At 70.9% G+C, this 22,312-nt stretch carries 19 protein-coding genes; 13 read left to right on the top strand and 6 right to left on the bottom strand.

Annotation, left to right across the window (positions count from 1 at the left end; translation table 11 throughout):
• Window positions 1-72 precede the first annotated feature (72 nt).
• Window positions 73-2,298, top strand: a complete 2,226-nt coding sequence (locus BCF33_RS06070) for a M10 family metallopeptidase (protein WP_106159974.1) — start codon at window positions 73-75, stop codon at window positions 2,296-2,298.
• A gap of 12 nt (window positions 2,299-2,310) precedes the next feature.
• Here BCF33_RS06070 and topA read toward each other — a convergent pair whose 3' ends face one another.
• From topA to BCF33_RS06055, 3 genes are all read right to left on the bottom strand, one after another.
• The gene (gene topA, locus BCF33_RS06065) at window positions 2,311-4,908 is read right to left on the bottom strand and encodes a type I DNA topoisomerase (RefSeq protein WP_106159973.1); all 2,598 of its coding nucleotides are present in this window, start codon (window positions 4,906-4,908) and stop codon (window positions 2,311-2,313) included.
• A gap of 101 nt (window positions 4,909-5,009) precedes the next feature.
• The gene (gene dprA / locus BCF33_RS14530; RefSeq protein WP_425432753.1) at window positions 5,010-6,446 is read right to left on the bottom strand and encodes a DNA-processing protein DprA; all 1,437 of its coding nucleotides are present in this window, start codon (window positions 6,444-6,446) and stop codon (window positions 5,010-5,012) included.
• A 193-nt stretch (window positions 6,447-6,639) separates the two neighbouring features.
• Window positions 6,640-8,061 carry a TldD/PmbA family protein gene (locus BCF33_RS06055; protein ID WP_106159972.1) on the bottom strand — a complete coding sequence of 474 codons (1,422 nt, stop codon included), beginning with the start codon at window positions 8,059-8,061 and terminating at the stop codon, window positions 6,640-6,642.
• A 175-nt stretch (window positions 8,062-8,236) separates the two neighbouring features.
• Here BCF33_RS06055 and coxB point away from each other — a divergent pair, with 175 nt between their 5' ends.
• From coxB to BCF33_RS06005, 10 genes are all read left to right on the top strand, one after another.
• Complete coding sequence (coxB, locus tag BCF33_RS06050; protein WP_106159971.1) at window positions 8,237-9,076, top strand: cytochrome c oxidase subunit II; 840 nt, start codon at window positions 8,237-8,239, stop codon at window positions 9,074-9,076.
• 67 nt (window positions 9,077-9,143) lie between these two features.
• Window positions 9,144-10,079, top strand: coding sequence for a heme o synthase (cyoE, locus tag BCF33_RS06045; RefSeq protein WP_106159970.1), 936 nt, complete (start codon window positions 9,144-9,146; stop codon window positions 10,077-10,079).
• The gene (locus tag BCF33_RS06040) at window positions 10,076-10,297 is read left to right on the top strand and encodes a hypothetical protein (RefSeq protein WP_106159969.1); all 222 of its coding nucleotides are present in this window, start codon (window positions 10,076-10,078) and stop codon (window positions 10,295-10,297) included. Before cyoE ends, BCF33_RS06040 begins: the two co-directional genes overlap by 4 nt.
• Window positions 10,298-10,864 carry a cytochrome c oxidase assembly protein gene (locus BCF33_RS06035; RefSeq protein WP_106159968.1) on the top strand — a complete coding sequence of 189 codons (567 nt, stop codon included), beginning with the start codon at window positions 10,298-10,300 and terminating at the stop codon, window positions 10,862-10,864.
• A gap of 4 nt (window positions 10,865-10,868) precedes the next feature.
• The gene (locus tag BCF33_RS06030; RefSeq protein ID WP_106159967.1) at window positions 10,869-11,669 is read left to right on the top strand and encodes a cytochrome c oxidase subunit 3; all 801 of its coding nucleotides are present in this window, start codon (window positions 10,869-10,871) and stop codon (window positions 11,667-11,669) included.
• Window positions 11,670-11,808: 139 nt separating this feature from the next.
• Complete coding sequence (locus BCF33_RS06025) at window positions 11,809-12,459, top strand: SURF1 family protein (protein ID WP_106159966.1); 651 nt, start codon at window positions 11,809-11,811, stop codon at window positions 12,457-12,459.
• On the top strand, window positions 12,459-13,844 hold the full coding sequence (gene thrC, locus BCF33_RS06020) for a threonine synthase (protein WP_106159965.1): 1,386 nt from the start codon (window positions 12,459-12,461) through the stop codon (window positions 13,842-13,844). Before BCF33_RS06025 ends, thrC begins: the two co-directional genes overlap by 1 nt.
• Window positions 13,841-15,109 carry a M16 family metallopeptidase gene (locus BCF33_RS06015; protein WP_106159964.1) on the top strand — a complete coding sequence of 423 codons (1,269 nt, stop codon included), beginning with the start codon at window positions 13,841-13,843 and terminating at the stop codon, window positions 15,107-15,109. The genes thrC and BCF33_RS06015 overlap by 4 nt, the downstream gene beginning before the upstream one ends.
• Window positions 15,109-15,705: a GNAT family N-acetyltransferase gene (locus BCF33_RS06010; protein WP_106159963.1), complete on the top strand. Its 597-nt coding sequence runs from the start codon at window positions 15,109-15,111 to the stop codon at window positions 15,703-15,705. The genes BCF33_RS06015 and BCF33_RS06010 overlap by 1 nt, the downstream gene beginning before the upstream one ends.
• A 344-nt stretch (window positions 15,706-16,049) precedes the next feature.
• The gene (locus BCF33_RS06005) at window positions 16,050-17,468 is read left to right on the top strand and encodes an FAD-binding oxidoreductase (RefSeq protein WP_106159962.1); all 1,419 of its coding nucleotides are present in this window, start codon (window positions 16,050-16,052) and stop codon (window positions 17,466-17,468) included.
• Here BCF33_RS06005 and BCF33_RS06000 read toward each other — a convergent pair.
• Entirely contained in the window at window positions 17,465-18,643 is a 1,179-nt protein-coding gene (locus BCF33_RS06000; protein ID WP_106159961.1) for an alpha-hydroxy acid oxidase, read from the bottom strand. The genes BCF33_RS06005 and BCF33_RS06000 overlap by 4 nt on opposite strands.
• A 101-nt stretch (window positions 18,644-18,744) precedes the next feature.
• Between BCF33_RS06000 and BCF33_RS05995 the strand changes: the two genes are divergently transcribed.
• A complete protein-coding gene (locus BCF33_RS05995; RefSeq protein WP_158259360.1) occupies window positions 18,745-20,058 on the top strand; it encodes an aminotransferase family protein in 1,314 nt (437 codons plus the stop codon).
• A 9-nt stretch (window positions 20,059-20,067) separates the two neighbouring features.
• Here the strand turns inward: BCF33_RS05995 and trpA are convergent, their stop codons facing one another.
• Window positions 20,068-20,859 carry a tryptophan synthase subunit alpha gene (gene trpA / locus BCF33_RS05990; protein WP_106159959.1) on the bottom strand — a complete coding sequence of 264 codons (792 nt, stop codon included), beginning with the start codon at window positions 20,857-20,859 and terminating at the stop codon, window positions 20,068-20,070.
• A gap of 112 nt (window positions 20,860-20,971) precedes the next feature.
• Here trpA and BCF33_RS05985 point away from each other — a divergent pair, with 112 nt between their 5' ends.
• Window positions 20,972-21,160, top strand: a complete 189-nt coding sequence (locus BCF33_RS05985; protein ID WP_106160235.1) for a hypothetical protein — start codon at window positions 20,972-20,974, stop codon at window positions 21,158-21,160.
• On the opposite strand, the gene BCF33_RS05980 is transcribed toward BCF33_RS05985, so the two are convergent.
• Window positions 21,157-22,128: a threonine dehydratase gene (locus BCF33_RS05980; RefSeq protein ID WP_106159958.1), complete on the bottom strand. Its 972-nt coding sequence runs from the start codon at window positions 22,126-22,128 to the stop codon at window positions 21,157-21,159. The two genes, BCF33_RS05985 and BCF33_RS05980, sit on opposite strands and share 4 nt — an antisense overlap.
• Window positions 22,129-22,312: the final 184 nt, after the last annotated feature.

Raw genomic sequence — 22,312 nt, 5'->3', positions numbered from 1 at the left:
TCGGGCGCCGGCGCATCGCCTCCCCCGACCGCTGAAGAATTCAATCTCACGATCGACCGAACGGGAGGGACCATGCCGAGCCCCGAGGCATTCACGGACCAGCAAATCGCCGACGCGCTGACCCAGCGCGGCCTACATTGGGCGCGCGATGCGCTTACCTACTCCTACGGGGACGTCAGCACGCGCGGCAACGCGCTGGACGCCACCCACCGGGCGTGGATCGAGCAGGCGGTCGCACAGGTTGGTGCGCTGATCGACGTCGACTTCCGCCTCGTCGGGACGGGCGGCGACATCTCGTTCAACGCCAGCGCGGGCAAAGGAACCTATGCCTCGACGAGCTACTACGTCTCGTCGGGCCGGATCGCATCCTCCGACATCCATTTCGACCAGAACTGGTCGAGCAACGCGTCCAAGAACCTGGACTACGGCAGCTACGGCGTGACCACGATCCTGCACGAGTTCCTGCACGCGCTCGGCCTCGGGCATCCTGGCCGGTACGACGCCAGCGACGGCGGCGGCATCACCTACGCGGACGACGCCGAATTCCGTCAGGATACGCATCGATACACCGTCATGTCCTATTTCCGCGCCGGATCGGACGACTCCGGCACCGAGCATTGGTTCCGGGAGGCGGACGGACGCTGGAGCTATCAGTATCCCCAGACGCCGATGGTCTACGACATCCTCGCGCTGACCGCTGGGAACTTCGACGGGCGCTTCGGCGGCTATGCCGCCAACGCGGCGACCCGCGCGGAGGACACGACCTACGGCTACGGCGCGACGCCCGGCATCGACGCGGTCTTCGACTTCCAGGTGAACGAGGGGCCCGTCCTGACGATATACGACGCCGGCGGCACCGACACGTTCGACCTTTCGGGCGAGGCCGTCCGCGAAGGCGCGCATATCGATCTGCGGCCCGGCGCCTACTCCTCTACCCACGGCATGACGAACAATATCGGCATTGCCTTCGGGACCAGCATAGAGAATGCGAACGGCACCCGTTTCGCAGACGCGATCATCGGAAACGACGCGGACAACACCATTGCAGGCGGCGGCGGCGACGATATCCTCGAAGGCGGGGAGGGGGCCGATACGTTCGTCCTCGCGGACGGCGACGGGCACGACACGATCACCGACTTCGTGATCGGAACAGACCGGATCGATCTCTCGGCCCTTCCGGCATCGAAGATCCGCGCCACGACGGTTTCGCAAGCCGATGGAGACGTCGTGATCCATGTCGACGGGGCGACGTCCATACGCCTCTCGAACCCACAGGGATCGGGGGGGGACAACCTGTTGGCGACGCTCAGCAGCCAGCTCTCCAACCACGCGCCCGAGCTTTCGGTCCGCGACGTGACGCTCGCGCCGGGCGAGCGGCTGGGGCTGGAGGCGTTCGCGACCTTCTCGGACGCGGATGGCGACGTACCGACGCACTACCGCATCTACGACCCCTCGGGCGGGCACAACTGGCTGGTGGAGGGCGTGGCGCGGGACGCCTCGGGCGGGGCCTCGGTGTTCCCGCCGGCGCTTCTGGGCCTGCAGGGCGACGCCCATGCGGGCACCCAGACGCTCTGGATGAGGGCCTATGACGGGCAGGACTGGTCCGCCTGGTCCGCCTTCGACCTCACCACCCAGAGGGCGGCGAACCACGTGCCCGAGCTTTCGGTCCGCGACGTGACGCTCGCGCCGGGCGAGCGGCTGGGGCTGGAGGCGTTCGCGACCTTCTCGGACGCGGATGGCGACGTGCCGACGCACTACCGCATCTACGACCCCTCGGGCGGGCACAACTGGCTGGTGGAGGGCGTGGCGCGGGACGCCTCGGGCGGGGCCTCGGTGTTCCCGCCGGCGCTTCTGGGCCTGCAGGGCGACGCCCATGCGGGCACCCAGACGCTCTGGATGAGGGCCTATGACGGGCAGGACTGGTCCGCCTGGTCCGCCTTCGACCTCACCACCCAGAGGGCGGCGAAACCTGCGACCATGGCAGTGGAGGATCTCGACCTAGCCGCCGGTTCGTGGGTCCGCCTCGATACCGTCGCCACCTACTCCCATCGAGACGACGCGCCTTTCCTCCTTTGTCAAATAGAAGATCGAGAAGGTCCCCCCAACTTCTACGTCGTGGAGGAGGAAGGGGCCCGTTACGTCGATGCCGCCACTCCGTTCGAGTTCGACGCGACGATGCTCGCCGATATCTACTTCAAGGCCGACGCGAATGCCGGTGATTCCAGCGACCTCCGCATACGGGCGTATGACGGCCACGAATGGACGGACTGGGATGCCTGGACGGTGACTGCGGTCTAGCAGCCACCGTCCTCAACCGGCCGCCGACTTGCCGCCGGCCGCCTTTCGTTTCTTCGCCGCGGGCTTGCGCGTGGTCTTCTTCTTGTTCTTGCTTTTCTTCGCCTGCTTCTCGGCGATCAGTTCCAGCGCGAGGTCGAGGTTCACATCCTCGGGCTTCACGTCCTTCGGAATCGTGGCGTTGACCTTCTCCCACTTCACGTACGGGCCGTAGCGTCCTTCCATCACCGCGATCGGGCCACCCTCCGGGTGCTCGCCGACCTCGTGAAGCGGCTTTGCGGCGGCGCGGCCCCGTCCGCCGCGGCTGGCGGCCTTCTGTGCGAGAAGCTCCACCGCGCGGTTCATGCCGACGGTGAACACCTCCTCCACGTCGTCGAGCGAGGCCGAGGATCCGCCGCGCCCGACGGTGTCGTTGTGCTTCACGTAGGGGCCGTAGCGTCCGATGGCGGCCCAGATGTTCACGCCATCCTCTGGATGCTGCCCGACCAGACGGGGCAGGGAGAGGAGGCGCACCGCCTTCTCCAGATCGACGCCCTCGAGTGGCCAGGTCTCCGGGACGGAGGCGCGGGGCGGCTTCTCGCCCTCGGCGCCCTCGCCGCGCTGGACGAACGGCCCGAACCGACCCTTATGCAGGGTGATCGGGTCGCCTTGATCCTCGCCCAGAAGCTTTCCTTCCGGCGGGATGCCGCCGTCCTCGCCCTCGGCCCCCGGGGGTCCGAAGGGGCGGGTATAGCGGCATTCGGGATAGTTCGAGCAGCCGATGAAGGCCCCGCCCGAACGAGCGGTCCGCATCGACAGGCGACCTGCCCCGCAATTGGGGCAGAGACGCGGGTCGGTCCCGTCGCCGGGATCGGGGAAGAGATGCGGCTCGAGCACCTCGTTGATCTTCTCGAGCACCTCGCCGATCCGCAGGTCGGCCGTCTCCTCGATTGCGGCGGAGAAATCGACCCAGAAGCGACCCAGCACGTCCTTCCAGTCCCGCTCCCCGGCGGAGACGTCGTCCAGCTCCCCTTCCAGCTCGGCGGTGAAGTCGTAGCCCACGTAGCGGCTGAAGTAGTTGGAGAGGAACGCGGTGACGAGGCGGCCCTTGTCCTCCGGGATCAGGCGGCCCTTCTCCTTCACGACGTAGCCCCTGTCCTGGATCGTCGTGACGATCGAGGCGTAGGTCGAGGGGCGGCCTATCCCCAGCTCCTCCATCCGCTTTACCAGCGTGGCCTCGGTGTAGCGCGGCGGGGGTTGGGTAAAGTGCTGGGCGGGATCGACCGACAGCTTCTTCGCCGCCTCGCCCTGCATGATCTGGGGCAGGATCTTACCGTCCTCGTCCTCGGACGGCTCGTCGCGGCCTTCGGTATAGACGGTGATGAACCCGTCGAAGGCGATGCGTTGGCCGGTGGCGCGCAGCTCGACCTCGCCATCGGCGGAGGCGATGTCCACGGTCGTCCGCTCCAGCTTCGCGGCGGCCATCTGGCAGGCCACGGTGCGCTTCCAGATCAGGTCGTAGAGCTTGCGCTGGTCCGGGTCCGAGAGGCGCAGCTTCGCCGGCGCCACGGCGACGTCCGTGGGCCTGATGCACTCGTGCGCTTCCTGGGCATTCTTGGCCTTGTTCTTGTACATGCGCGGGGAATTGGGGAGGTAGTCCTCGCCGTACTCCGCCTTGATGTAGTCGCGCGTCGCCATCACCGCCTCGGGCGCCATGTCGATGCCGTCGGTCCGCATGTAGGTGATCAGCCCCGCCTCGTAGAGGCGTTGCGCCGCGCTCATGGTCTGGCGGGCGCCCATGCCGAACTTGCGGCTCGCCTCCTGCTGGAGGGTCGAGGTCATGAAAGGCGCGGCGGGGTTACGCGTCGTTGGCTTGGCCTCGACCGACTTGATCGCGAGGTCGCGCGAGTTGACCGCCTGGACGGCGAGGTCCGCGTCCACCTCCGTCGCGAGGTCGAACTTGTCCAGCTTCCTGCCGCCGAGAACCGTCAGGCGCGCCTCGAACCCCTTGCCGCGCGGTGTCTCCAGCTGGGCGGTGACGGACCAGTACTCGCGCGGCTTGAAGGCCTCGATCTCCATCTCGCGCTCTACGATCAGGCGCAGGCAGACGGACTGGACGCGCCCGGCCGACTTCGCGCCCGGCAGCTTGCGCCAGAGCACGGGCGAGAGGTTGAACCCCACGAGATAGTCCAGCGCGCGGCGCGCGAGATAGGCCTCGACGAGGGGGGCGTCGACCTCCCGGGGGCTCTTCATCGCCTCTGTCACGGCGTTCTTGGTAATCTGATTGAAGACCACGCGCTTGGGCGGGTGCTCCTTCACCTTCTTCGCGGTGTCGCGGCGGCGGCCGAGCTCCTCCGCCAGATGCCATGAGATCGCCTCGCCCTCGCGGTCGGGGTCGGTGGCGAGGATCAGCTCGGGGTCGTCCTTCAGCGCGTCGGCGATGGCCTTCACGTGCTTCTTGGAGGCGGCGTCCACCTCCCATTTCATGTCGAAGCCGTGCTCGGTGTCGACGCTGCCGTCCTTCGGGGGCAGGTCGCGGACATGGCCGTAGCTGGCCAAGACGGTGTAGTCGGGCCCGAGATACTTGTTGATCGTCTTGGCCTTGGCGGGGGATTCGACGACGACGACGGGCATGGCGGCTCCTCGGGGGGACGGGGCCGAGTGGCGCCCGGCGGAGTGGCCGCAGATGTGGGGGCGCCGCGGGCCTTGTCAATCGGCCGCCCCGGAACGGACCTTCAGGAAAGGTGGATCCGGCCCCCGGCCCGCCGCTCGATCCGGCCGTCGAGCTCGAGCGCGAGAAGGGCGGGCGCCACCTCGCCCGGGCAGGCGCCCGAGGCGCGGATGAGCTGGTCCTCGTCCGCCGGGGCGTCCGCCAGCCGCGCCAGGATCGCCTGTGCGACGGTGCTACCGGGCCGGATCCCGGCGCATTCGGCATCGCCGTCCGGTGACGCGGCTTCCGCGCCGCCGGAACGCGGCGTGCGAACGTGGCCTCGGGCGGGACCGGTCCCGCCGGCTTCCGCGGCGGGAGGCGACGCCGCCCTCCGCGCGCCCCCCGGATCGCCGCGAGGTCCGTCCGCCGCCGCAGGGCCTGCATTCCTCCGCCTGCCCCTCCAGGGCATCGCGGTCCTCTTCCTTTCGGACGACTCGGCTTCCTTGGCCGACGGGGCCGGGGCCGGGGCTGCGGCGAAGGGCGCTGCCTCGGGCCGGCTGGCCTGCGTTGCCTTCGGCGCCGGAGCCTCCGGGGACGGCACGGCGGCCCAGAGGGGCAGCCCGGCCTCGTCGGCCCGGCCCACGGCCTGGGAGACGTCCTGCGGCCCGCGCACAAGGGTGGCGCCGTCGCGGATCAGCATGTTGCAGCCGGCCGCGCGGGGATCGAGCGGGTGCCCCGGCACGGCCAGCACCTCGCGCCCCTGGTCCAGCGCCATCCGTGCCGTGATCATCGAGCCAGAGCGCGCCGCCGCCTCGACCACCACCACTGCGCGGGCGAGGCCGGCGACGATCCGGTTGCGGCGCGGAAAGTCGCGCGCGCCGGGCACCCGGCCGGGCGGATGCTCCGACAGGAGGAGGCCGCCGCGCGCCACGCGCGTCATCAGCGCCTCGTCGAGGGCGGGATGCGTCGCGGCGATGCCGCCCGCCAGGACGGCGATCGTGCCGTGGGGCAGCGCGGCGTCGTGCGCGGCGGCGTCGATCCCCCGCGCGAGGCCGGAGACCGTCGCGAACCCGGCCTCGCCCAGCCCGGAGGCCAGCGAGCGGGCCATACGCAGCCCCAGCGAGGAGGCGTCGCGCGCGCCGATCAGCGCCACGGCTGGCCGGGAAAGGAGCGAGAGGTCGCCCCGGGCCCAGAGCATCGCGGGTGCGTTCTCGACCTCTCGCAGCGCGGCTGGCCATTCGGGGTCGTCGGCGAAGATCGCCCTGGCGCCATGGCGGGCCCCCTCCGCCATCTCGCGTCGGGCGACGGCCTCGGGGCAGGGGACGTAGCCCGGCAGGCCGGCCTCGCTCGCCAGGGCAGGCAGCAGCTCGACCGCCCTGCGGGCGGTGCCGTGCGCCGTCATCAACCTGGCGAAGGTAGCCGGGCCGATCCGGCGGGAGCGAAGCAGGCGGAGGCGGTCCAGACGCTCGGCCCCGCTGGGGTGGGGGGTGGGGTGGGGTTCGGGACCCGAGCTTCCGTCCATGGGTGGAACCCGCCTCCGCCTGCTTGCGGAATCACTTCTAGCGGCAGCGGGTTAAGAGGGCGTTAACGCCCTCCGTACGATGCACGAAAACGGCCACATCGGCCCGAAGACGTCTGCGCGGCCGACGATCACCAGTCCCATCGGCCCGGCGGATCGGGGGCCGCTTGGGTGGCCGCGCAGGGTCACCGCCGCATCAGGCCGCCGCGCCGCCCACCGTCAGCCCGCCCATCAGGAGGGAGGGTTGCCCCACGCCGACCGGCACCCACTGCCCCGCCTTGCCGCAGTTCCCGATCCCCGGATCCAGCGCCATGTCGTTGCCGATCCCGCGGATCTTCGTCAGCGCCGTCGCGCCGTCGCCGATCAGCGTGGCCCCCTTCACGGGCGCGCCGACTACGCCGTCCTTCACGCGATAGGCCTCCGTGCAGGAGAAGACGAACTTGCCGTTCGTGATGTCGACCTGACCGCCGCCGAACCCGACCGCGTAGATCCCATCCTCGAGGTCCGCCAGCAGCGCCTTCGGGTCGGCGTCGCCGCCCAGCATGTAGGTGTTCGTCATGCGCGGCATCGGGATGTGCGCGAAGCTCTGGCGGCGGCCGTTGCCCGTAGGCTCCACCCCCATCAGGCGGGCGTTCTGCCGATCCTGCATGTATCCCACGAGCACCCCGTCCTCGATGAGGGTGTTGCGGCCCGACGGCGTGCCCTCGTCGTCGATCGTGAGGCTGCCGCGCCGGTCCGGGATCGTGCCGTCGTCCAGCACGGTGACGCCGGGCGCTGCGACGCGCTGGCCCATGAGGCCGGCGAAGGCGCTCGATTCCTTGCGGTTGAAATCGCCCTCCAGCCCGTGCCCCACCGCCTCGTGGAGGAGGATGCCGGGCCAGCCCGGCCCGAGGAGCACGTCCATCACTCCCGCGGGCGCCGGCTCGGCCTCGAGGTTGACGAGCGCGATTCGCAGCGCCTCGCGCACATGGGCCTGCCAGCCCCCGGCCGTCATCAGCCCGGCAAGGTCCGTGCGCCCGCCCCCGCCCGACCCGCCGGACTCGCGCCGGCCGTCCTTCTCGACGGTGACCTGCACGTAGAGGCGGGCCATCGGCCGGACGTCGGAAGCGCGCCAGCCCTCGGGGCGGAGGATCTCGACCTCCTGCAGGCCCGCGCCCAGCGAGGCGCTGACCTGGACCACGCGGGGGTCGAGGTCGCGGGCGAAGGCGTCGATCTCGCGCAGCGTCTCGACCTTCACGCCGAAGGGCGCGCCGGCGATGGGGTCGGCATCCGTGTAGAGGCGCGCATTCGTCCGGCGGGGCGACGGCGCCATCGTCCCGCCGCCCCCGGCGACCGCGAGGCGCGCAGTCTCGGCGGCGCGGCGCAACGCGGCCTCCGTGATCTCGGTCGAGTGAGCGTAGCCGGCCGTCTCGCCGCGCACGGCGCGCAGGCCGAATCCCTCGGCGCTGTCGTAGTTCGCGGTCCGGAGCCGCCCGTCGTCGAAGCTGAGCATCTCGGTGCGGGTCCGCTCGAGGAAGAGCTCGCCGTCGTCGGCGCCCTCGAGCGCGCCGCGCAGGATCCCTAGGGCGCCCTCCTCGTCGATGGCGGTCTCGAACGGGCGGAAGGGTTCGTCGGTCATGGCCACTCCTGCTGGAAGGGCGGCGGGGCGCCGCGCGGGGGAAGCGGGGGCCGCCGCGCGCGGTTGTGACGCGGCATGCCCCATTGAGGTCAGAGGCTAGATATGGTCAGACCCCGCACGAGCAAAGGCGCGCCCCGCGACGGGCCGCGCGGGACCACCCAGTCAGGAAGACGATATGCGGAATCTCTCGGCTCTGACGGCGACCTTCGGCGCGGCCCTTCTCGGCGGCGCCGCCCGTGCGCAGGAAGTGCTGGACGAGCTTCCGGTCGTCGGCGCGCCCAGCGCCGCCGGGATCGATTTCCAGCCTGCCGCGACCGAGCTGGCGCGCCAGCTCCAGGGCCTCGACTGGATGGTGACGATCATCATCACGGTGATCACTGTGTTCGTGACCGCCCTGATCGGGATCGTCATCGTGCGCTACAACCGCCGCCGGAACCCGACCCCGGCGACGTTCACCCACAACTCGCCGATCGAGGTGGCGTGGACGGTCGTGCCGATCCTGATCCTCTTCTTCATCGGCGCGTTCTCGCTTCCGGTCCTCTTCCACCAGCAGGAGATCCCGGAGGCCGACATCACCATCAAGGTGACTGGCTACCAGTGGTACTGGGGCTACGAATACGTCGACGAGGGCATCGCGTTCGAGCAATTCATGCTCGCGCGCGAGGATCTCGCTGACTACGGCTACGACGAGAGCCTCTACCTCCTGGCGACCGACAACCCGATCGTCGTGCCCACGGGCGCCACGGTCGTGATGCAGGTGACGGGCGCTGACGTGATCCACTCCTGGACGATCCCGGCCTTCGGCGTGAAGCAGGATGCGATCCCCGGCCGCCTGGCCGAGCTCTGGTTCGCCGCCGAGCGCGAGGGCGTCTACTTCGGCCAGTGCTCCGAGCTATGTGGCAAGGACCACGCCTACATGCCGATCACGGTCCACGTCGTCTCGCCCGAGGTCTATCAGGAGTGGCTGGTCGAGCAGGGCGGCGCGAGCGTGCAGACCGCTGCGCTGGAAGGCTAACGCAACCCTTGGGGGCGCCGCCCCCGTCAGCAGGGGCCGGCGGAGGATCCGCCGGTTGGCATAACGGATGTCCGACGCGACCCATTTCGAGCGCTATGGCGAGCCGGGGTTCGGCGATTACGTCGCCCTCCTGAAGCCGCGCGTGATGGTCCTGGTGGTGTTCACGGCCATCGCCGGCATCGTGGCCGCGCCGGTGGCCGTCCACCCGGTCATCGGCTTGGCGGCGATCCTCTTCATCGCACTGGGCGGCGGTGCGTCGGGCGCCCTGAACATGTGGTGGGACGCGGACATCGACGCCGTGATGCGGCGCACCCGCGGCCGCCCCATTCCCGCCGGACGGGTCCAGCCGTCCGAGGCGATGGCGCTGGGTCTCGTCCTCTCGGCCTTCGCCGTCGTCATGCTTGGGCTGGCGACGAACTGGATCGCCGCCGGTCTGCTGGCCTTTACCATCTTCTTCTACGCCGTCGTCTACTCGATGTGGCTCAAGCGCTCGACGCCGCAGAACATCGTGATCGGCGGGGCGGCGGGGGCGTTCCCGCCGATGATCGGCTGGGCCGTCGCGACGGGCGGCGTCTCGGCGGAATCGGTGATGATGTTCCTGCTGATCTTCATGTGGACCCCGCCGCACTTCTGGGCGCTCGCCCTCTTCATGCGGTCCGACTACGACGACGCCGGCGTGCCCATGCTGACGGTCACCCATGGCAGGCCGGCGACCCGGCGGCATGTCTGGTGGTACACCGTGGCGCTGACCCCGGTCGCGCTGGGGCTGGCCTTCACCTCCGTGGGCGGTCCGATCTACCTCGCCGCCGCCCTCGTGATGCACGGCATCTTCCTCCGCGGCGCATGGGCGATCTTCCGGCGGGACGAGGTCATGGCCGAGGCGGACGGTTACGCCGTCGAGAAGAGGGTGTTCCGCGACAGCCTCGCCTACCTCTTCGTGCTCTTCGGCGCGATCATGGTGCAGGCGGCGCTGCACGGCACGGTGCTGGGGGCTTTCCGATGACGCTGCGCCCCACCCATGAGCTGCACGAGCGGCGGCGGTCCCGGAACGTCGGCCTCGGTCTGACGCTGATCGGGTTCATCGTGGTCGTGTTCGCGATCTCGGTCGTGAAGATAAACGGCACGGGGGCGGTCGAGGGCTTCGACCACGTCGCCCGCCCCGCGCTCGCGGTGCCCGAGACGCTGGATGCGCCCGCGCCGCTGCCGGGGGAGGACGGGTAGATGGATCCCAAGACCCGGACGGCCTTCCAGGCGGCCGGCGTCGTCGTGACGATGGGCGCGCTCGCCTGGGCGTCGGTGCCCTTCTATGACTGGTTCTGTCGCGTCACCGGCTTCGGCGGCGATCCCGGGATCGCCGTCGCGAACGAGAGCGACGTCCTGGACCGGACGATTCGCGTGCGCTTCGACGCCTCCGTCGAGCGCGACATGCCATGGGAGTTCGAGCCGGTCATCCGCACCGTCGAAGTTCCGATCGGCGAGACGGCGATCGCCTTCTACGAGGCGACGAACCCGCTCGACGTGCCGGTCGCCGGCCGGGCATCCTACAATGTCGCGCCCTTCGAGGCCGGCGGGTTCTTCACGAAGATCGACTGCTTCTGCTTCGAGGAGCAGCTGCTGCGGCCCGGCGAGACGATGCGCATGCCCGTCACCTTCTTCGTCGATCCCGAGATCGTGGATGACCGCGACGCGCAGTTCGTGCACACGATCACCCTGAGCTACACCTTCCACCGCCTCGACGATCCCACGATCGAGCAGGCGGCCTTGAACGACGAACCCAGCGAGGGCTGAACGCATGGCAGGCGCCAAGAACCACGACTACCACATCCTACCCCCCTCGATCTATCCGTTCCTCGGGTCCGTCTTCGGCTTCGTGATGCTGTTCGGGGGCGTCCTCTGGATGTCGCCGGCCGCCTCCGGCACGCCTTGGGTGTTCCTCGCCGGCCTCGTCGGCGTCCTCTACGTGATGTTCGGCTGGTGGGCCGAGGTCTCCGCCGAGAGCGCGGCTGGTGACCACACGCCCGTGGTGCGGATCGGCCTGCGCTACGGCTTCATCCTCTTCATCATGTCCGAGGTGATGTTCTTCGCGGCATGGTTCTGGTCCTTCTTCAAGCACGCCCTCTATCCGATGGAGACCTTCTCCGAAGGACAGTGGCCGCCCCCCTCGATCGAGACCTTCGATCCCTGGCACCTGCCGCTGATCAACACGCTGATCCTGCTGTGCTCGGGCGCGGCGGCGACTTGGGCGCACCACGCCCTCGTTCACGAGAACAATCGCCGCGACATGCGCAACGGGCTGATCCTGGCCATCGTGCTGGGGGTGATCTTCACCTTCTTCCAGGCCTACGAGTACACCCACGCGGCCTTCGGCTTCGCGGGCAACATCTACGGCGCGAACTTCTTCATGGCGACGGGCTTCCACGGCGCGCACGTCATCATCGGGACGATCTTCCTCGCCGTGTGCCTGATCCGCCTGCAGAACGGCGCCTTCACCCCCGAGAAGCACGTGGGCTTCGAGGCGGCGGCCTGGTACTGGCACTTCGTGGACGTGGTTTGGCTGTTCCTCTTCTTCTCCATCTACATCTGGGGCGCCTAGCGGCGGGACGGCGTCTGCCGTGGTCGGAGGTCGCTGCCGGGCATCCTCCGACCCGGACGCCGCCCTCTTCCGGGGGCGGCCTTCTCCTTTTCGGGTCCGGCTCTTCGAGCAGCGACCTACCAGCGGAGATGGGTGGCTGATGCGTCGAGGGCTGATCGTGCCGTTGCTGTTCGCCCTCCTTGGGCTGGCCGTCCTGCTTCGGCTGGGGTTCTGGCAGCTGGACCGGGCGGAGTGGAAGGCCGCCGTCATCGCCGACGTGGAGGCGCGCCGGACGATGGAGCCCGTCGCCCTTCCCGCCGCGCCCGATCCCGAAGCGGACCGCTTCCTTCCCGTCGCCCTGACCGGGACGGTGGGGGAAGGGGTCGGCGTCTTCTCGACCTGGCGGGGGCCCGGTGCGGGCTACCGGATCGTGGCGCCATTCCGGACCGACGACGGGCGGCGGGTGCTTCTCGACCGCGGCTACTCACCGACGGAGGAGGCGCGGGTTCCCAAGGGGCGTATCGCGGTGGAGGGAAACCTTCACTGGCCCGATGAGAAGGAGGCGGATCCCTCCGACGGGTGGGAAGCGCGGGACGTCGCCCTCCTCGCCGAGGCGCTGGAGACGGAGCCGGTCCTCGTGGTGGCGCGCGCGACCTCCGCCCCCGAAGGCGTGGTGCCGGTGCCGCTGGACACCGCCGGCATCCCGGACAATCACCTGGGCTATGCCGTGCAATGGTTCGGGCTCGCGCTGGTCTGGGCGGGCATGGCGGGATATTTCCTATGGCGCCAAGCGCGCCGGACGGAGGGGTGATGCGCTACGTGTCGACGCGGGGGGAGGCTCCCGAGCTTGGTTTCGAGGACGCGATGATGACCGGCCTCGCGCGGGACGGCGGCCTCTACGTCCCGGCCGAGGTTCCCGCGCTGCCTCCCGGAGAGATCGCGGCGCTCGCAGGACGCCCCTACGAGGATGTCGCCTTCTGCGTCATGCGTCCCTTCGTGGGGGACGCCTTCGACGACGCGACCTTCCGGCGGCTGATCGACGCGGCCTATGCGGGCTTCGGCCATCCGGCGCGCGCACCCCTCCGGCAGTTGGCCCCGAACCATTTCCTGCTGGAGCTGTTCCACGGCCCGACCCTGGCCTTCAAGGACTTCGCCATGCAGCTGATCGGCGGCATGTTCGCCGAGGTCCTGGGCCGGCGGGGCGACCGCCTCTGCGTGATCGGCGCCACCTCGGGCGACACCGGCTCGGCCGCGATCGAGGCGTTCCGCGGCAACCCGGCCGTGGACGTGTTCGTCCTCTACCCGCACGGGCGGGTGTCCGAGGTGCAGCGCCGCCAGATGACCACGCCCGGGGAAACGAACGTCCACGCCATCGCGGTCGATGGGGATTTCGATACCTGCCAAGCGCTGGTGAAGGCCGCCTTCAACGACCACGGCTTCCGCGACGAGGTCGCCCTGGCGGGGGTGAACAGCATCAATTGGGGCAGGGTGCTGGCGCAGGTGGTCTACTATTTCGCCGCCGCCACCGCCCTGGGGGCGCCGGGGCGCACGGTCGATTTCACCGTGCCCACGGGCAATTTCGGCGACGTGTTCGCGGGCCATGTGGCCAAGCGCATGGGCCTTCCAGTCGGACGGCTCATCGTGGCGACGAACCGCAACGACATCCTCCACCGCGCGCTCACGACGGGGGAATACCGCCCGGACGGCGTCGCGCCGACCATCAGCCCCTCGATGGACATCCAGGTCTCGTCCAACTTCGAGCGGGCGCTGCATCTCGCCTATGGCGGCGACGCGCGCGCCGTCCGGCAGCTGATGGCCGAGTTGTCGCAGGGGGGCTTCGGCATCTCGCAGGGCGCGCTGCAGGCGTTGCGCGAGGTCTACGCCTCAGGCCGCGCCTCGGAGGAGGAGACGAAGGCGACCATCGCCCGCACCCTGCGCGACGCGGGGGAGCTTCTTTGCCCGCACACCGCCGTCGCGGTCCATGTCGCCGAAGCCCATCCAGGGGACGCGCCAATGGTGACGCTGGCGACCGCCCACCCCGCCAAGTTCCCCGACGCGGTGGAGGAGGCGACCGGCGTCCGCCCCCCTCTTCCCCCTCGCATGGGTGATCTCTATGACCGCCCCGAGCGTGTGACGCGCATCGCCGACGACCTCTCCGCGCTTCAGGCGCACATCCGAAAGACCCGCGCCACTTGACCGAAGAAGCCCGCCTCGACCGCCTCCCCAACGGCCTTCGCGTCGTCACGGAGGCGATGCCGGGCCTTGAGTCCGCCGCCGTCGGCGTCTGGGTGAATGCCGGCGCCCGCCACGAGGACGAGGGCGAGAACGGCATCGCCCACTTCCTCGAGCACATGGCGTTCAAGGGGACCGATACCCGCAGCGCACTTCGCATCGCGGAGGAGATCGAGGACGTCGGCGGCTACATCAACGCCTACACCTCGCGCGAGGCGACGGCCTACTACGCGCGGGTGCTGCCCGCGGACATCCCGCTGGCGCTGGACGTGGTGGCCGACATCATCCTGAACCCCGTCTTCGACGCCAGCGAGATCGAGATCGAGCGCGGGGTGATCCTGCAGGAGATCGGGCAGGCGCTGGACACGCCCGACGACGTGATCTTCGACTGGCTCCAGGAGGAGAGCTTCGCGGACCAGCCCCTCGGGCGCACCATCCTCGGCCCGGCCGAGAAGGTGACGCGCTTCGACGCCGCCGACCTGCGCCGCTTCGTGGCCTCGCATTACGGGCCGGGGCAGATGATCGTCGCGGCCGCCGGCGCGGTGGACCACGACATGGTGATGCGCCTCGCGGAGCGGCATTTCGGCCATCTCGAGCCGCGCGCGCCCTCGACTCCGGCCGCCGCACGCTTCACGGGCGGCGAGCGGCGGGTGATCCGCGACCTCGAGCAGGTTCATTTCGCCCTGGGCTTCGAGGGGCCGGGCTATCGCGACGACGCCGTCTACGCCGCGCAGATTCACGCGACCGCCCTCGGGGGCGGCATGTCGAGCCGCCTCTTCCAGCGCCTGCGCGAGGAGCGGGGGCTCTGCTACAGCATCTTCGCCCAGGCGGGCGCCTATTCCGAGACGGGCACGACCACGATCTACGCCGGGACCAATGCGGGGCAGGTTGCCGAGCTGGCCGCGCTGACCCTCGACGAGCTGAAGCGCGCCGCCTCGGACATGTCCCCCGCCGAAGTGGCGCGGGCGCGGGCGCAGATGAAGGCCGGCATGGTCATGGGCCTGGAGAGCCCCTCGGCGCGGGCCGAGCGGCTCGCGCGGGTCACCGCCGTCTGGGACCGGGTGCCTCCCGTGGGGGAGGTGCTCGAGAAGATCGATGCCGTCACCACGGGCGACGTCCGCGCCGTCTCCGCCAGGATGGCGGGGGAGGGGGTGCCGGCGTTGGCGCTCTATGGCCGGGCCGAGGCCGCGCCGGGTCTCGATGCCGTGCGCGCGCGCCTCGCAGCGTGATGTTCGGCCAGGCCTCGGCGCCCCGGATCGAGACCGAGCGCCTCGTCCTCCGCCCGCCCGAGCATCGCGACTGGCGCGTCTGGGCCAACCTGCGGGAGACGTCCGCCGCGCATCTCAAGCCGTGGGAGCCTGTCTGGTCCATCGACCATCTGACCCGACGGGCCTTCACCAACCGCGTCTACTGGGCGCAGCGGGCGGTGCGCCAGGGGACGGGGCTGCCCCTCTTCCTGTTCGAGAAGGACGGCGGCGGCTCTCAAGGCCGCATCGCCGGGGCGATCACCCTCGACAACATCCGCCGCGGCCCCTCGCAGGCCGGAACGACGGGCTACTGGCTGGGCAGCGGCTTCACCGGACGGGGGTTGATGACCGAAGGGCTGCGCGCGGTCGTGGGCTACGCGTTCGACGCGCTCGACCTCTCCCGCATCGAGAGCGCCTGCCTCGCGGAGAACCGCGCTTCGCGTGCGGTGCTGGAGCGTGCGGGATACAAGTACGAAGGCGTGGCGCAGAGCTACCTCCAGATCGGGGGGCGCTGGCGCAATCACGTCCTCTACGCCTGCCTTCGAAGCGACCGGCGGGGACGGACGGACGCCGGCTAGGCGCGGCGGGCGCGTTTCGCCTTCGCGCCTTGGCGGTCTATGCTCACGGTCATGCCCGCCGCCTGCCGATCCCGCCGCCATCGCCGCCCGGCCTGCTCGCGCCGCCTCCCCTCGCGAGGGTGCGGCAGGCACGGCGGACCGGGCTGTCTCGGGAGAGAGCGCGGCGGTGCACCTGCGTCGTCGCGGCCGCTCTCGGCTTTTCGGGGGCGCCCTTGCCCTCACCGATCGTCCCGGCGGCTTGCCAGGGGGCGTCCGCCCGGCTTCGTCGCCGTGGGCAGGGTCCGTTCCAGCCCGATCATCGTGCCGCGCCTGGGTATCGGCGCGCCGGCGTCCGCGCCCCCGCCATGACCCTTCGCCCCGCCGAGGAGGCGCGCGCATCCCTCGAGGCCGCCGCGCCCGGAACCCTGTCGACGGCCGAGCCGCGCCACCTGGAGGAGCCGCGGGGCCGGTGGCGTGCGGCCTCGGGCCTCCTCGCGCGGCCGCGGAGCACGGCGGAGGTCGCGGCCCTCGTGCGGACCTGCGCGCGCGAGCGGGTGGGGATCGTGCCCCTCGGCGGCGGCACGGGCCTCGTAGGCGGGCAGGTGGCGGAGGGCTGCCTGATCCTGTCGTTCGAACGGATGACGGCCATCCGGGAGATCTCGCGCACCGAGGACCTCCTGATATGCGAGGCTGGCGCGATCCTCTCGGACGTCCAGGCGGCCGCGGAGGCGGAAGGGCGCCTCTTCCCGCTGTCGCTCGCGTCGAAGGGCTCCGCGCGGATCGGCGGGCTCCTAGCCGCGAACGCGGGCGGCGTGAACGTCCTGCGTTGGGGCAACATGCGGGACCTCGCGGTGGGCGTCGAGGCGGTGCTGCCGGACGGCACGGTGCTGGGCGGGCCGGGACGGCTCAGGAAGGACAACGCGGGCTACGACATCCGGCACCTGCTGATCGGCGCGGAGGGAACGCTCGGCATCGTGACGGCGGCATCGCTGCGCCTCGTGCCGCCCCCCGCCTCGGTCGCGACCGCTTGGATCGCCGTGCCCTCGCCGGAGGCGGCGCTGAAGCTCCTCGGGATCGCGCGCGACCGGGCGGGCGAAGGCGTCTCGGCCTTCGAGCTGATCTCGGGGGTGGGCCTGGGCTTCCTGGCCGAGCATCTGCCCGACCTGCGCCAGCCGCTGGCGCCCGCGCCGGACTGGTCCGTCCTGATCGAGCTGGGCCTTCCCTCGGCCGCCGAGGACGCCCTCGCGGGCATCTACGAGGCGGCCGCGGAGGCCGGGCTGGCTGGCGAGGCCGTCCTCGCGGCGTCCGAGGCGCAGCGCGCCGCCCTCTGGGACGTGCGGGAGTCGATCCCCCTCGGCAACCGCGCCGTGGGCGCCCTGGCGAGCCACGACATCAGCGTGCCGCTCGGCATGGTGCCCGAGATGATCGCGGAAGGCGTGCGGCGCCTGGAGGGGCGGGGCGTGCGGCTGAACGCGTTCGGCCATCTGGGGGACGGCAACCTGCACTACAACCTCTTTCCCGCCAGGGGCCGCGCGCGCGGGGACTACGACGCCGAGGCACTGACCGGCATCGTCCACGGCCTCGTCCGGGAACTGGGCGGCTCGATCGCGGCCGAGCACGGGGTGGGCCGGCTGAAGGCGGCCGAGCTCGCGGCGACGGGCGATCCCGGCAAGCTGGCCGCGATGCGGGCGGTGAAGGCGGCGCTGGACCCGGCGGGGATCATGAACCCGGGGGCGGTGCTGCCCCGGCGCGCCGAACCCCCGGGCCGCGGACGACCCGCCTAGGCGGCGCCGTCCTCCCACTCTCCCTCGAAGCCCTTCGGCACGAGGAGGACGGAGCGGTCGAGGTCCGCCACGTCCTTCCGCCCGCAGAGCGCCATGGAGACGTCCAGCTCCTTGAGGATGACCTCCAGCGCCGCGGTAACGCCCGGCTTGCCCATCGCGCCGAGGCCGTAGACCCAGGCCCGCCCCGACCAGCACGCGTCCGCCCCCATGGCCAGGGCCTTGAGCACGTCCTGGCCCGACCGGATTCCGCTGTCGAGATGCACCTCGCAGCGCCCGTCCACCGCCCGCACGATTCCCGGCAGCGCCCGTATCGAGGAGATCGCCCCGTCGAGCTGCCGGCCGCCATGGTTCGAGACGATGATCGCGTCGGGCCCGACCTCGTCCACGGCGCGGCGGGCGTCCTCGGGGTCGAGGATGCCCTTCAGGATCACGGTGCCGCCCCATTCCTCGGCCAGCCGCCGGACCTTGGCCCAGTCGAGGCGCTGGTCGAACTGCTCGGCCGTCCAGACCGATAGGCTGGAGGCGTCCGTCACCCCCTTCGCATGGCCGACGATGTTGCCGAAGAAGCGCCGTCTCGTGCGCAGCATCCTCATGCCCCAGGCCCAGCGCCGCGAGAGGTCCAGCATTGTGGGGACCGTCATCTTCGGCGGGGCCGTCAGCCCGTTCTTCAGGTCGCGGTGCCGCTGTCCGAGGATCTGCAGATCGAGCGTGATGACCAGCGCATCGCATCCCGCCGCCCTCGCGCGCGACAGCAGGGCCGACGTGAACTCCTCGTCGCGCATGGTGTAGAGTTGGAACCAGAAGGGTTTCCTCGTGTGCTCGGCCACGTCCTCGATCGAGCAGATCGACATGGTGGAGAGGCAGAAGGGCACGCCGAACGCCTCGGCCGCCTGCGCGGCGAGGATCTCGCCGTCCGCGTGCTGCATCCCGGTCAGGCCCACGGGCGAGAGGGCGACGGGCATCGCGACCTCCCGCCCCACCATCCGCGCCGCGGTGCTGCGCCCCTCCATGTCCACGGCCACGCGCTGGCGCAGGCGGATGAGGTCGAAGTCGCTGCTGTTCTCGCGGAAGGTCTGCTCGGTCCAGGATCCGCTCTCGGCGTAGTCGTAGAACATGCGCGGCGCGCGGCGGCGATGAAGGCGCTTGAGGTCCTCGATCTCGGTGATGACGGGCATGGCGCCTCCTTCCGGCCGGCTTTCCTTACCGGACGCCCCATGCGACCGGAAGCGGGTGAATGTCGCTTCCGGGATTGCGCCCTGGCAGCCGCGCCTCCAGCGTGGCCGCAAAGGAGGACCTCGCGATGCAGCTCTATCCGTTTACCGATCCCGCCGCCGGCGCCCCTCGCCAGATCGTCGCCGGGGAAGGGGCATGGGTCACGGACGCGGACGGCAACCGCTTCCTCGACGCGGTCGCGGGGCTCTGGTGCGCCTCGCTAGGCTTCTCGGACGAGCGCCTGGCGAGGGCGGCCTACGATCAGATCAGGACGCTGGGCTACTACCACAGCTTCAAGAACCGCTCGGCCAAGCCGGCCGACGACCTCGCCGCGAAGCTGGTCGAGATGACGCCGGGCAGCATCGCGCGGGTCTTCCTCGCCTGCGGCGGATCGGAGGCCGTGGACACGGCCGTGAAGCTGGCCCGCTCCTTCCGCATCGCCACCGAAGAGCCGGGGCGCATGAAGGTGATCGCCCGTACCGGGGCCTATCACGGAAGCCTCGGGATGAGCGCATCGCTCACGGGGATGGGTTACGTCCACGACGGCTTCGCGCTTCCGGGGGGCGTCGTGCGGGTGGGCCGGCCGCACCCCTACCGCGACAAGCACCCCAACGAGTCCGACCGCCAGCTCGCGGACCGCCTCGCCCGCGAGCTGGACGAGACGATCCGCGCCGAGGGCGCGGAGACGATCTGCGCCATGATCGGCGAGCCCGTGATGGGCGCTGGCGGGGTCATCATCCCGCCCGAGGGCTACTGGCCCGCCATGCGCGAGGTGCTGCGCGCGCACGGCATCCACTTCATCGCCGACGAGGTGATCTGCGGCTTCGGGCGGCTGGGCACGTGGTTCGGGTCCGACCACTACGACCTCGCGCCCGACCTGATGACGATGGCCAAGCAGCTCTCGGCGGCGATGTCGCCGGTCTCGGCCGTGGGGCTGTCGGCCGAGGTGGCGGACGCGCTGGACGTGCAGTCGGCACGGCTCGGCACGTTCGGGCATGGCGTGACCTATGGCGGCCATCCCGCTGCCTGCGCCGTCGCGCTGGAGGCGATCCGCATCCACGAGGAGATGGACGCCCCGAAGGTCGCCCGCCAGAAGGGCGAGGCGCTGGGCGCGCTGCTCGAGCGGTTCCGCGGCATGCCCGGCGTGGGCGACGTGCGGCGCCTGGGCTTCATAGCCGCCGTCGAGATCGCGCCCGACGCGGGCTTCGGCGGCGCCGAGGTCGGCGCGGAGGCCGAGGCGCGGGGCGTGTTCTTCCGCATCATCGGCGACACGCTTGCCATGTGCCCGCCCTATGTCGCCACGGACGAGGATCTCCGACGGATGACGGACGTGCTGGAGGCGTCCATCAAGGCGTGCCGCGCCCGGGCGGCCGCCTGAGGCCGGGCGTCAGGCGGCGTGCGCGCCCTTCGCCAACGCGGCGACGTAGGCGAGCACGTCTTCCGCCGGCTCTCCGTCCGCGATCCGCGCCACGATGGCCGAGCCCACGACGCACCCGTCCGCGGTGCCCGCGATCTCCTTCGCCGCCTCGGGATCACGGATGCCGAAGCCGACGACGACCGGAAGGTCCGTGGCCGCCTTGATGCGGGCGACTTCCGGGCCGACCTCGCGGGCCTCCGCGACGGCCGAGCCGGTGATGCCGGTGATCGAGACGTAGTACACGAAGCCCGAGGTGTTCCGCAGGACCGCCGGCAGCCGCGCGTCGTCCGTGGTCGGCGTGGCGAGGCGGATGAAGTCGATCCCTTGCGCGAGCGCGGGCAGGCAGAGCTCGGCATCCTCCTCGGGGGGCAGGTCCACCACGATCAGCCCGTCGATCCCGGCCGCCTTCGCATCGCGCAGGAACCGGTCGACCCCGTGCGAGAAGATCGGGTTGTAGTAGCCCATGAGGACGATGGGGGTCGCTCGGTCGCCCTTCCTGAACTCCCGCGCGAGCGCGAGCGTGCGCTTCAGCGTCATGCCGGCCGCCAGCGCCCGCTGCCCGGCCAGCTGGATGGTCGGGCCGTCGGCCATGGGGTCGGTGAAGGGCAGGCCCAGCTCGATCACGTCGACCCCGGCGGCCGGCAGCCCCCGCACGACCTCGAGCGAGCGGTCGAAGTCGGGGTCCCCGGCCATCACGTAGGCGACGAAGGCCTTCCTGCCCTCGGCCTCGAGCTCGGCGAAACGCTCCCCGATCCGTCCCATGCGTCCCTCTCCCCGTTCGGGCCCTGCACGCCGCGAAGCCCGCGGAGGCCTTGCCCCAGGCCGGGGCCCGCCGCAAGTTGGCACCGCGGACCGGCGTCCCCATATGGACGGCATGAACTATCTCCTCGCCATCCTCCTGCCGCCCCTGTCGATCATGCTCGCCGGGCGACCCATCGTCGGGATCCTGTCGTTCCTGTTCTGGGTGCCGGCGATCATCCTCTCGGGCGGCCTCGGTCATCCGGCCTTCGTGATCCTGGCCTGGGTCATCATATTCGAGCGGAACCGCGATCGGCACGCCTAGACGGCGGGCAACCCGCCGGCCAGCACGGTCCGCATCCAGTCGGTGTCGATGTTGCCGCCGCACAGGATGACGGCGACCTTGCGGCCGGCCATCGCCTCCCGCTCCTGCATCAGCGCGGCGAGCGGGGCGGCCCCTGCGCCCTCTGCGACGTTGTGCGTGGCGCGGAAGTAGAGGCGGATCGCCTCGGCGACCTCCCTGTCCGAGACGGCGGCGATGCGTTCCGCGCCGCGGCGGTAGATGTCGAACGCCTCGCGCACGGGCACGCGCACGGCCATCCCGTCCGCGAAGGTCCGGGCCTCGTTCGTCGGCACGAGGTCCCCTGCCTCGACCGACAGCTTCGCCGTGGGCGCGTTCTCCGAGACCACGCCGATCACCTCGGCTCTCGCACCCAGCGCGTCACGCGCCAGGATCGTTCCGCATATGCCCGAGCCGCAGCCGATGGGCACGTAGATCGCGTCCAGATCGGGCACGGCCTTCAGAAGCTCGTACGCGTAGGTAGCGACGCCTCGCACCAGCGCGTCGTGGAAGGGCGGCACGGGGAAGAGACCCTCCGTCTCCGCGGCATGCATCGCCTCCTCGCGCGCGGCTTCGAAGTCGTCGCCTTGCTCGATCACCTCGGCCCCGAACGCGCGCATGGCCGCGTTCTTTTCGGCGGCGTTGCCGCGCGGGACGTAGACCCGCGCCGTCAACCCCGCGGCGACCGCCTCGCGCGCCTGGCCCTGGCCATGGTTGCCGCGCGTGGCGGTGACGATTCCGGGCACTTCGGGATGGGCCCGCCGAAGCCAGTCGATGAAGGTGATCGCCCCGCGCAGCTTGAAAGCGCCCGTGGGGGTCATGTTCTCGTGCTTGACCCATGTCTCGGTCCCCGTCTCCTCCTCCAGGAGGGGCCAGCGGCGCTGGGGGGTGGGCTCCATGCGGGAGTGGACGAGGGCGGCGGCTGATTCGAGGTCGGCGATCGTGAACTGCATGCGTGCAGAGGGGCACCGGGCGGGTGCCGGGTCAACGCGGGCGTGATGGTACGCGGTAGGGTTTGCCGCACTCGCGCGGCGGCCCCGGTCCCGTCAGATCGCCCGCATGGACAGACGAAAGGAAATCGCCATGCCCGCACTTCGCCTCGCCTCCGCCCTCCTCGCGCTCGCTGCCCTCGGCGGC

It is taken from the genome of Hasllibacter halocynthiae (genome assembly GCF_003003095.1).
Classification (GTDB): Bacteria; Pseudomonadota; Alphaproteobacteria; order Rhodobacterales; family Rhodobacteraceae; genus Hasllibacter; species Hasllibacter halocynthiae.
Note: the sequence above shows the minus strand (reverse complement) of the source record. Positions and strands in the feature narration are given on the sequence as shown.

Coding starts and splice junctions, on each gene's coding strand:
- BCF33_RS06070 (WP_106159974.1), top strand. CDS start 73: ATGCCGAGCCCCGAGGCATTCACGGACCAGCAAATCGCCGACGCGCTG.
- topA (WP_106159973.1), bottom strand. CDS start 4,908: ATGCCCGTCGTCGTCGTCGAATCCCCCGCCAAGGCCAAGACGATCAAC.
- dprA (WP_425432753.1), bottom strand. CDS start 6,446: ATGGACGGAAGCTCGGGTCCCGAACCCCACCCCACCCCCCACCCCAGC.
- BCF33_RS06055 (WP_106159972.1), bottom strand. CDS start 8,061: ATGACCGACGAACCCTTCCGCCCGTTCGAGACCGCCATCGACGAGGAG.
- coxB (WP_106159971.1), top strand. CDS start 8,237: ATGCGGAATCTCTCGGCTCTGACGGCGACCTTCGGCGCGGCCCTTCTC.
- cyoE (WP_106159970.1), top strand. CDS start 9,144: ATGTCCGACGCGACCCATTTCGAGCGCTATGGCGAGCCGGGGTTCGGC.
- BCF33_RS06040 (WP_106159969.1), top strand. CDS start 10,076: ATGACGCTGCGCCCCACCCATGAGCTGCACGAGCGGCGGCGGTCCCGG.
- BCF33_RS06035 (WP_106159968.1), top strand. CDS start 10,298: ATGGATCCCAAGACCCGGACGGCCTTCCAGGCGGCCGGCGTCGTCGTG.
- BCF33_RS06030 (WP_106159967.1), top strand. CDS start 10,869: ATGGCAGGCGCCAAGAACCACGACTACCACATCCTACCCCCCTCGATC.
- BCF33_RS06025 (WP_106159966.1), top strand. CDS start 11,809: ATGCGTCGAGGGCTGATCGTGCCGTTGCTGTTCGCCCTCCTTGGGCTG.
- thrC (WP_106159965.1), top strand. CDS start 12,459: ATGCGCTACGTGTCGACGCGGGGGGAGGCTCCCGAGCTTGGTTTCGAG.
- BCF33_RS06010 (WP_106159963.1), top strand. CDS start 15,109: ATGTTCGGCCAGGCCTCGGCGCCCCGGATCGAGACCGAGCGCCTCGTC.
- BCF33_RS06005 (WP_106159962.1), top strand. CDS start 16,050: ATGACCCTTCGCCCCGCCGAGGAGGCGCGCGCATCCCTCGAGGCCGCC.
- BCF33_RS06000 (WP_106159961.1), bottom strand. CDS start 18,643: ATGCCCGTCATCACCGAGATCGAGGACCTCAAGCGCCTTCATCGCCGC.
- trpA (WP_106159959.1), bottom strand. CDS start 20,859: ATGGGACGGATCGGGGAGCGTTTCGCCGAGCTCGAGGCCGAGGGCAGG.
- BCF33_RS05985 (WP_106160235.1), top strand. CDS start 20,972: ATGAACTATCTCCTCGCCATCCTCCTGCCGCCCCTGTCGATCATGCTC.
- BCF33_RS05980 (WP_106159958.1), bottom strand. CDS start 22,128: ATGCAGTTCACGATCGCCGACCTCGAATCAGCCGCCGCCCTCGTCCAC.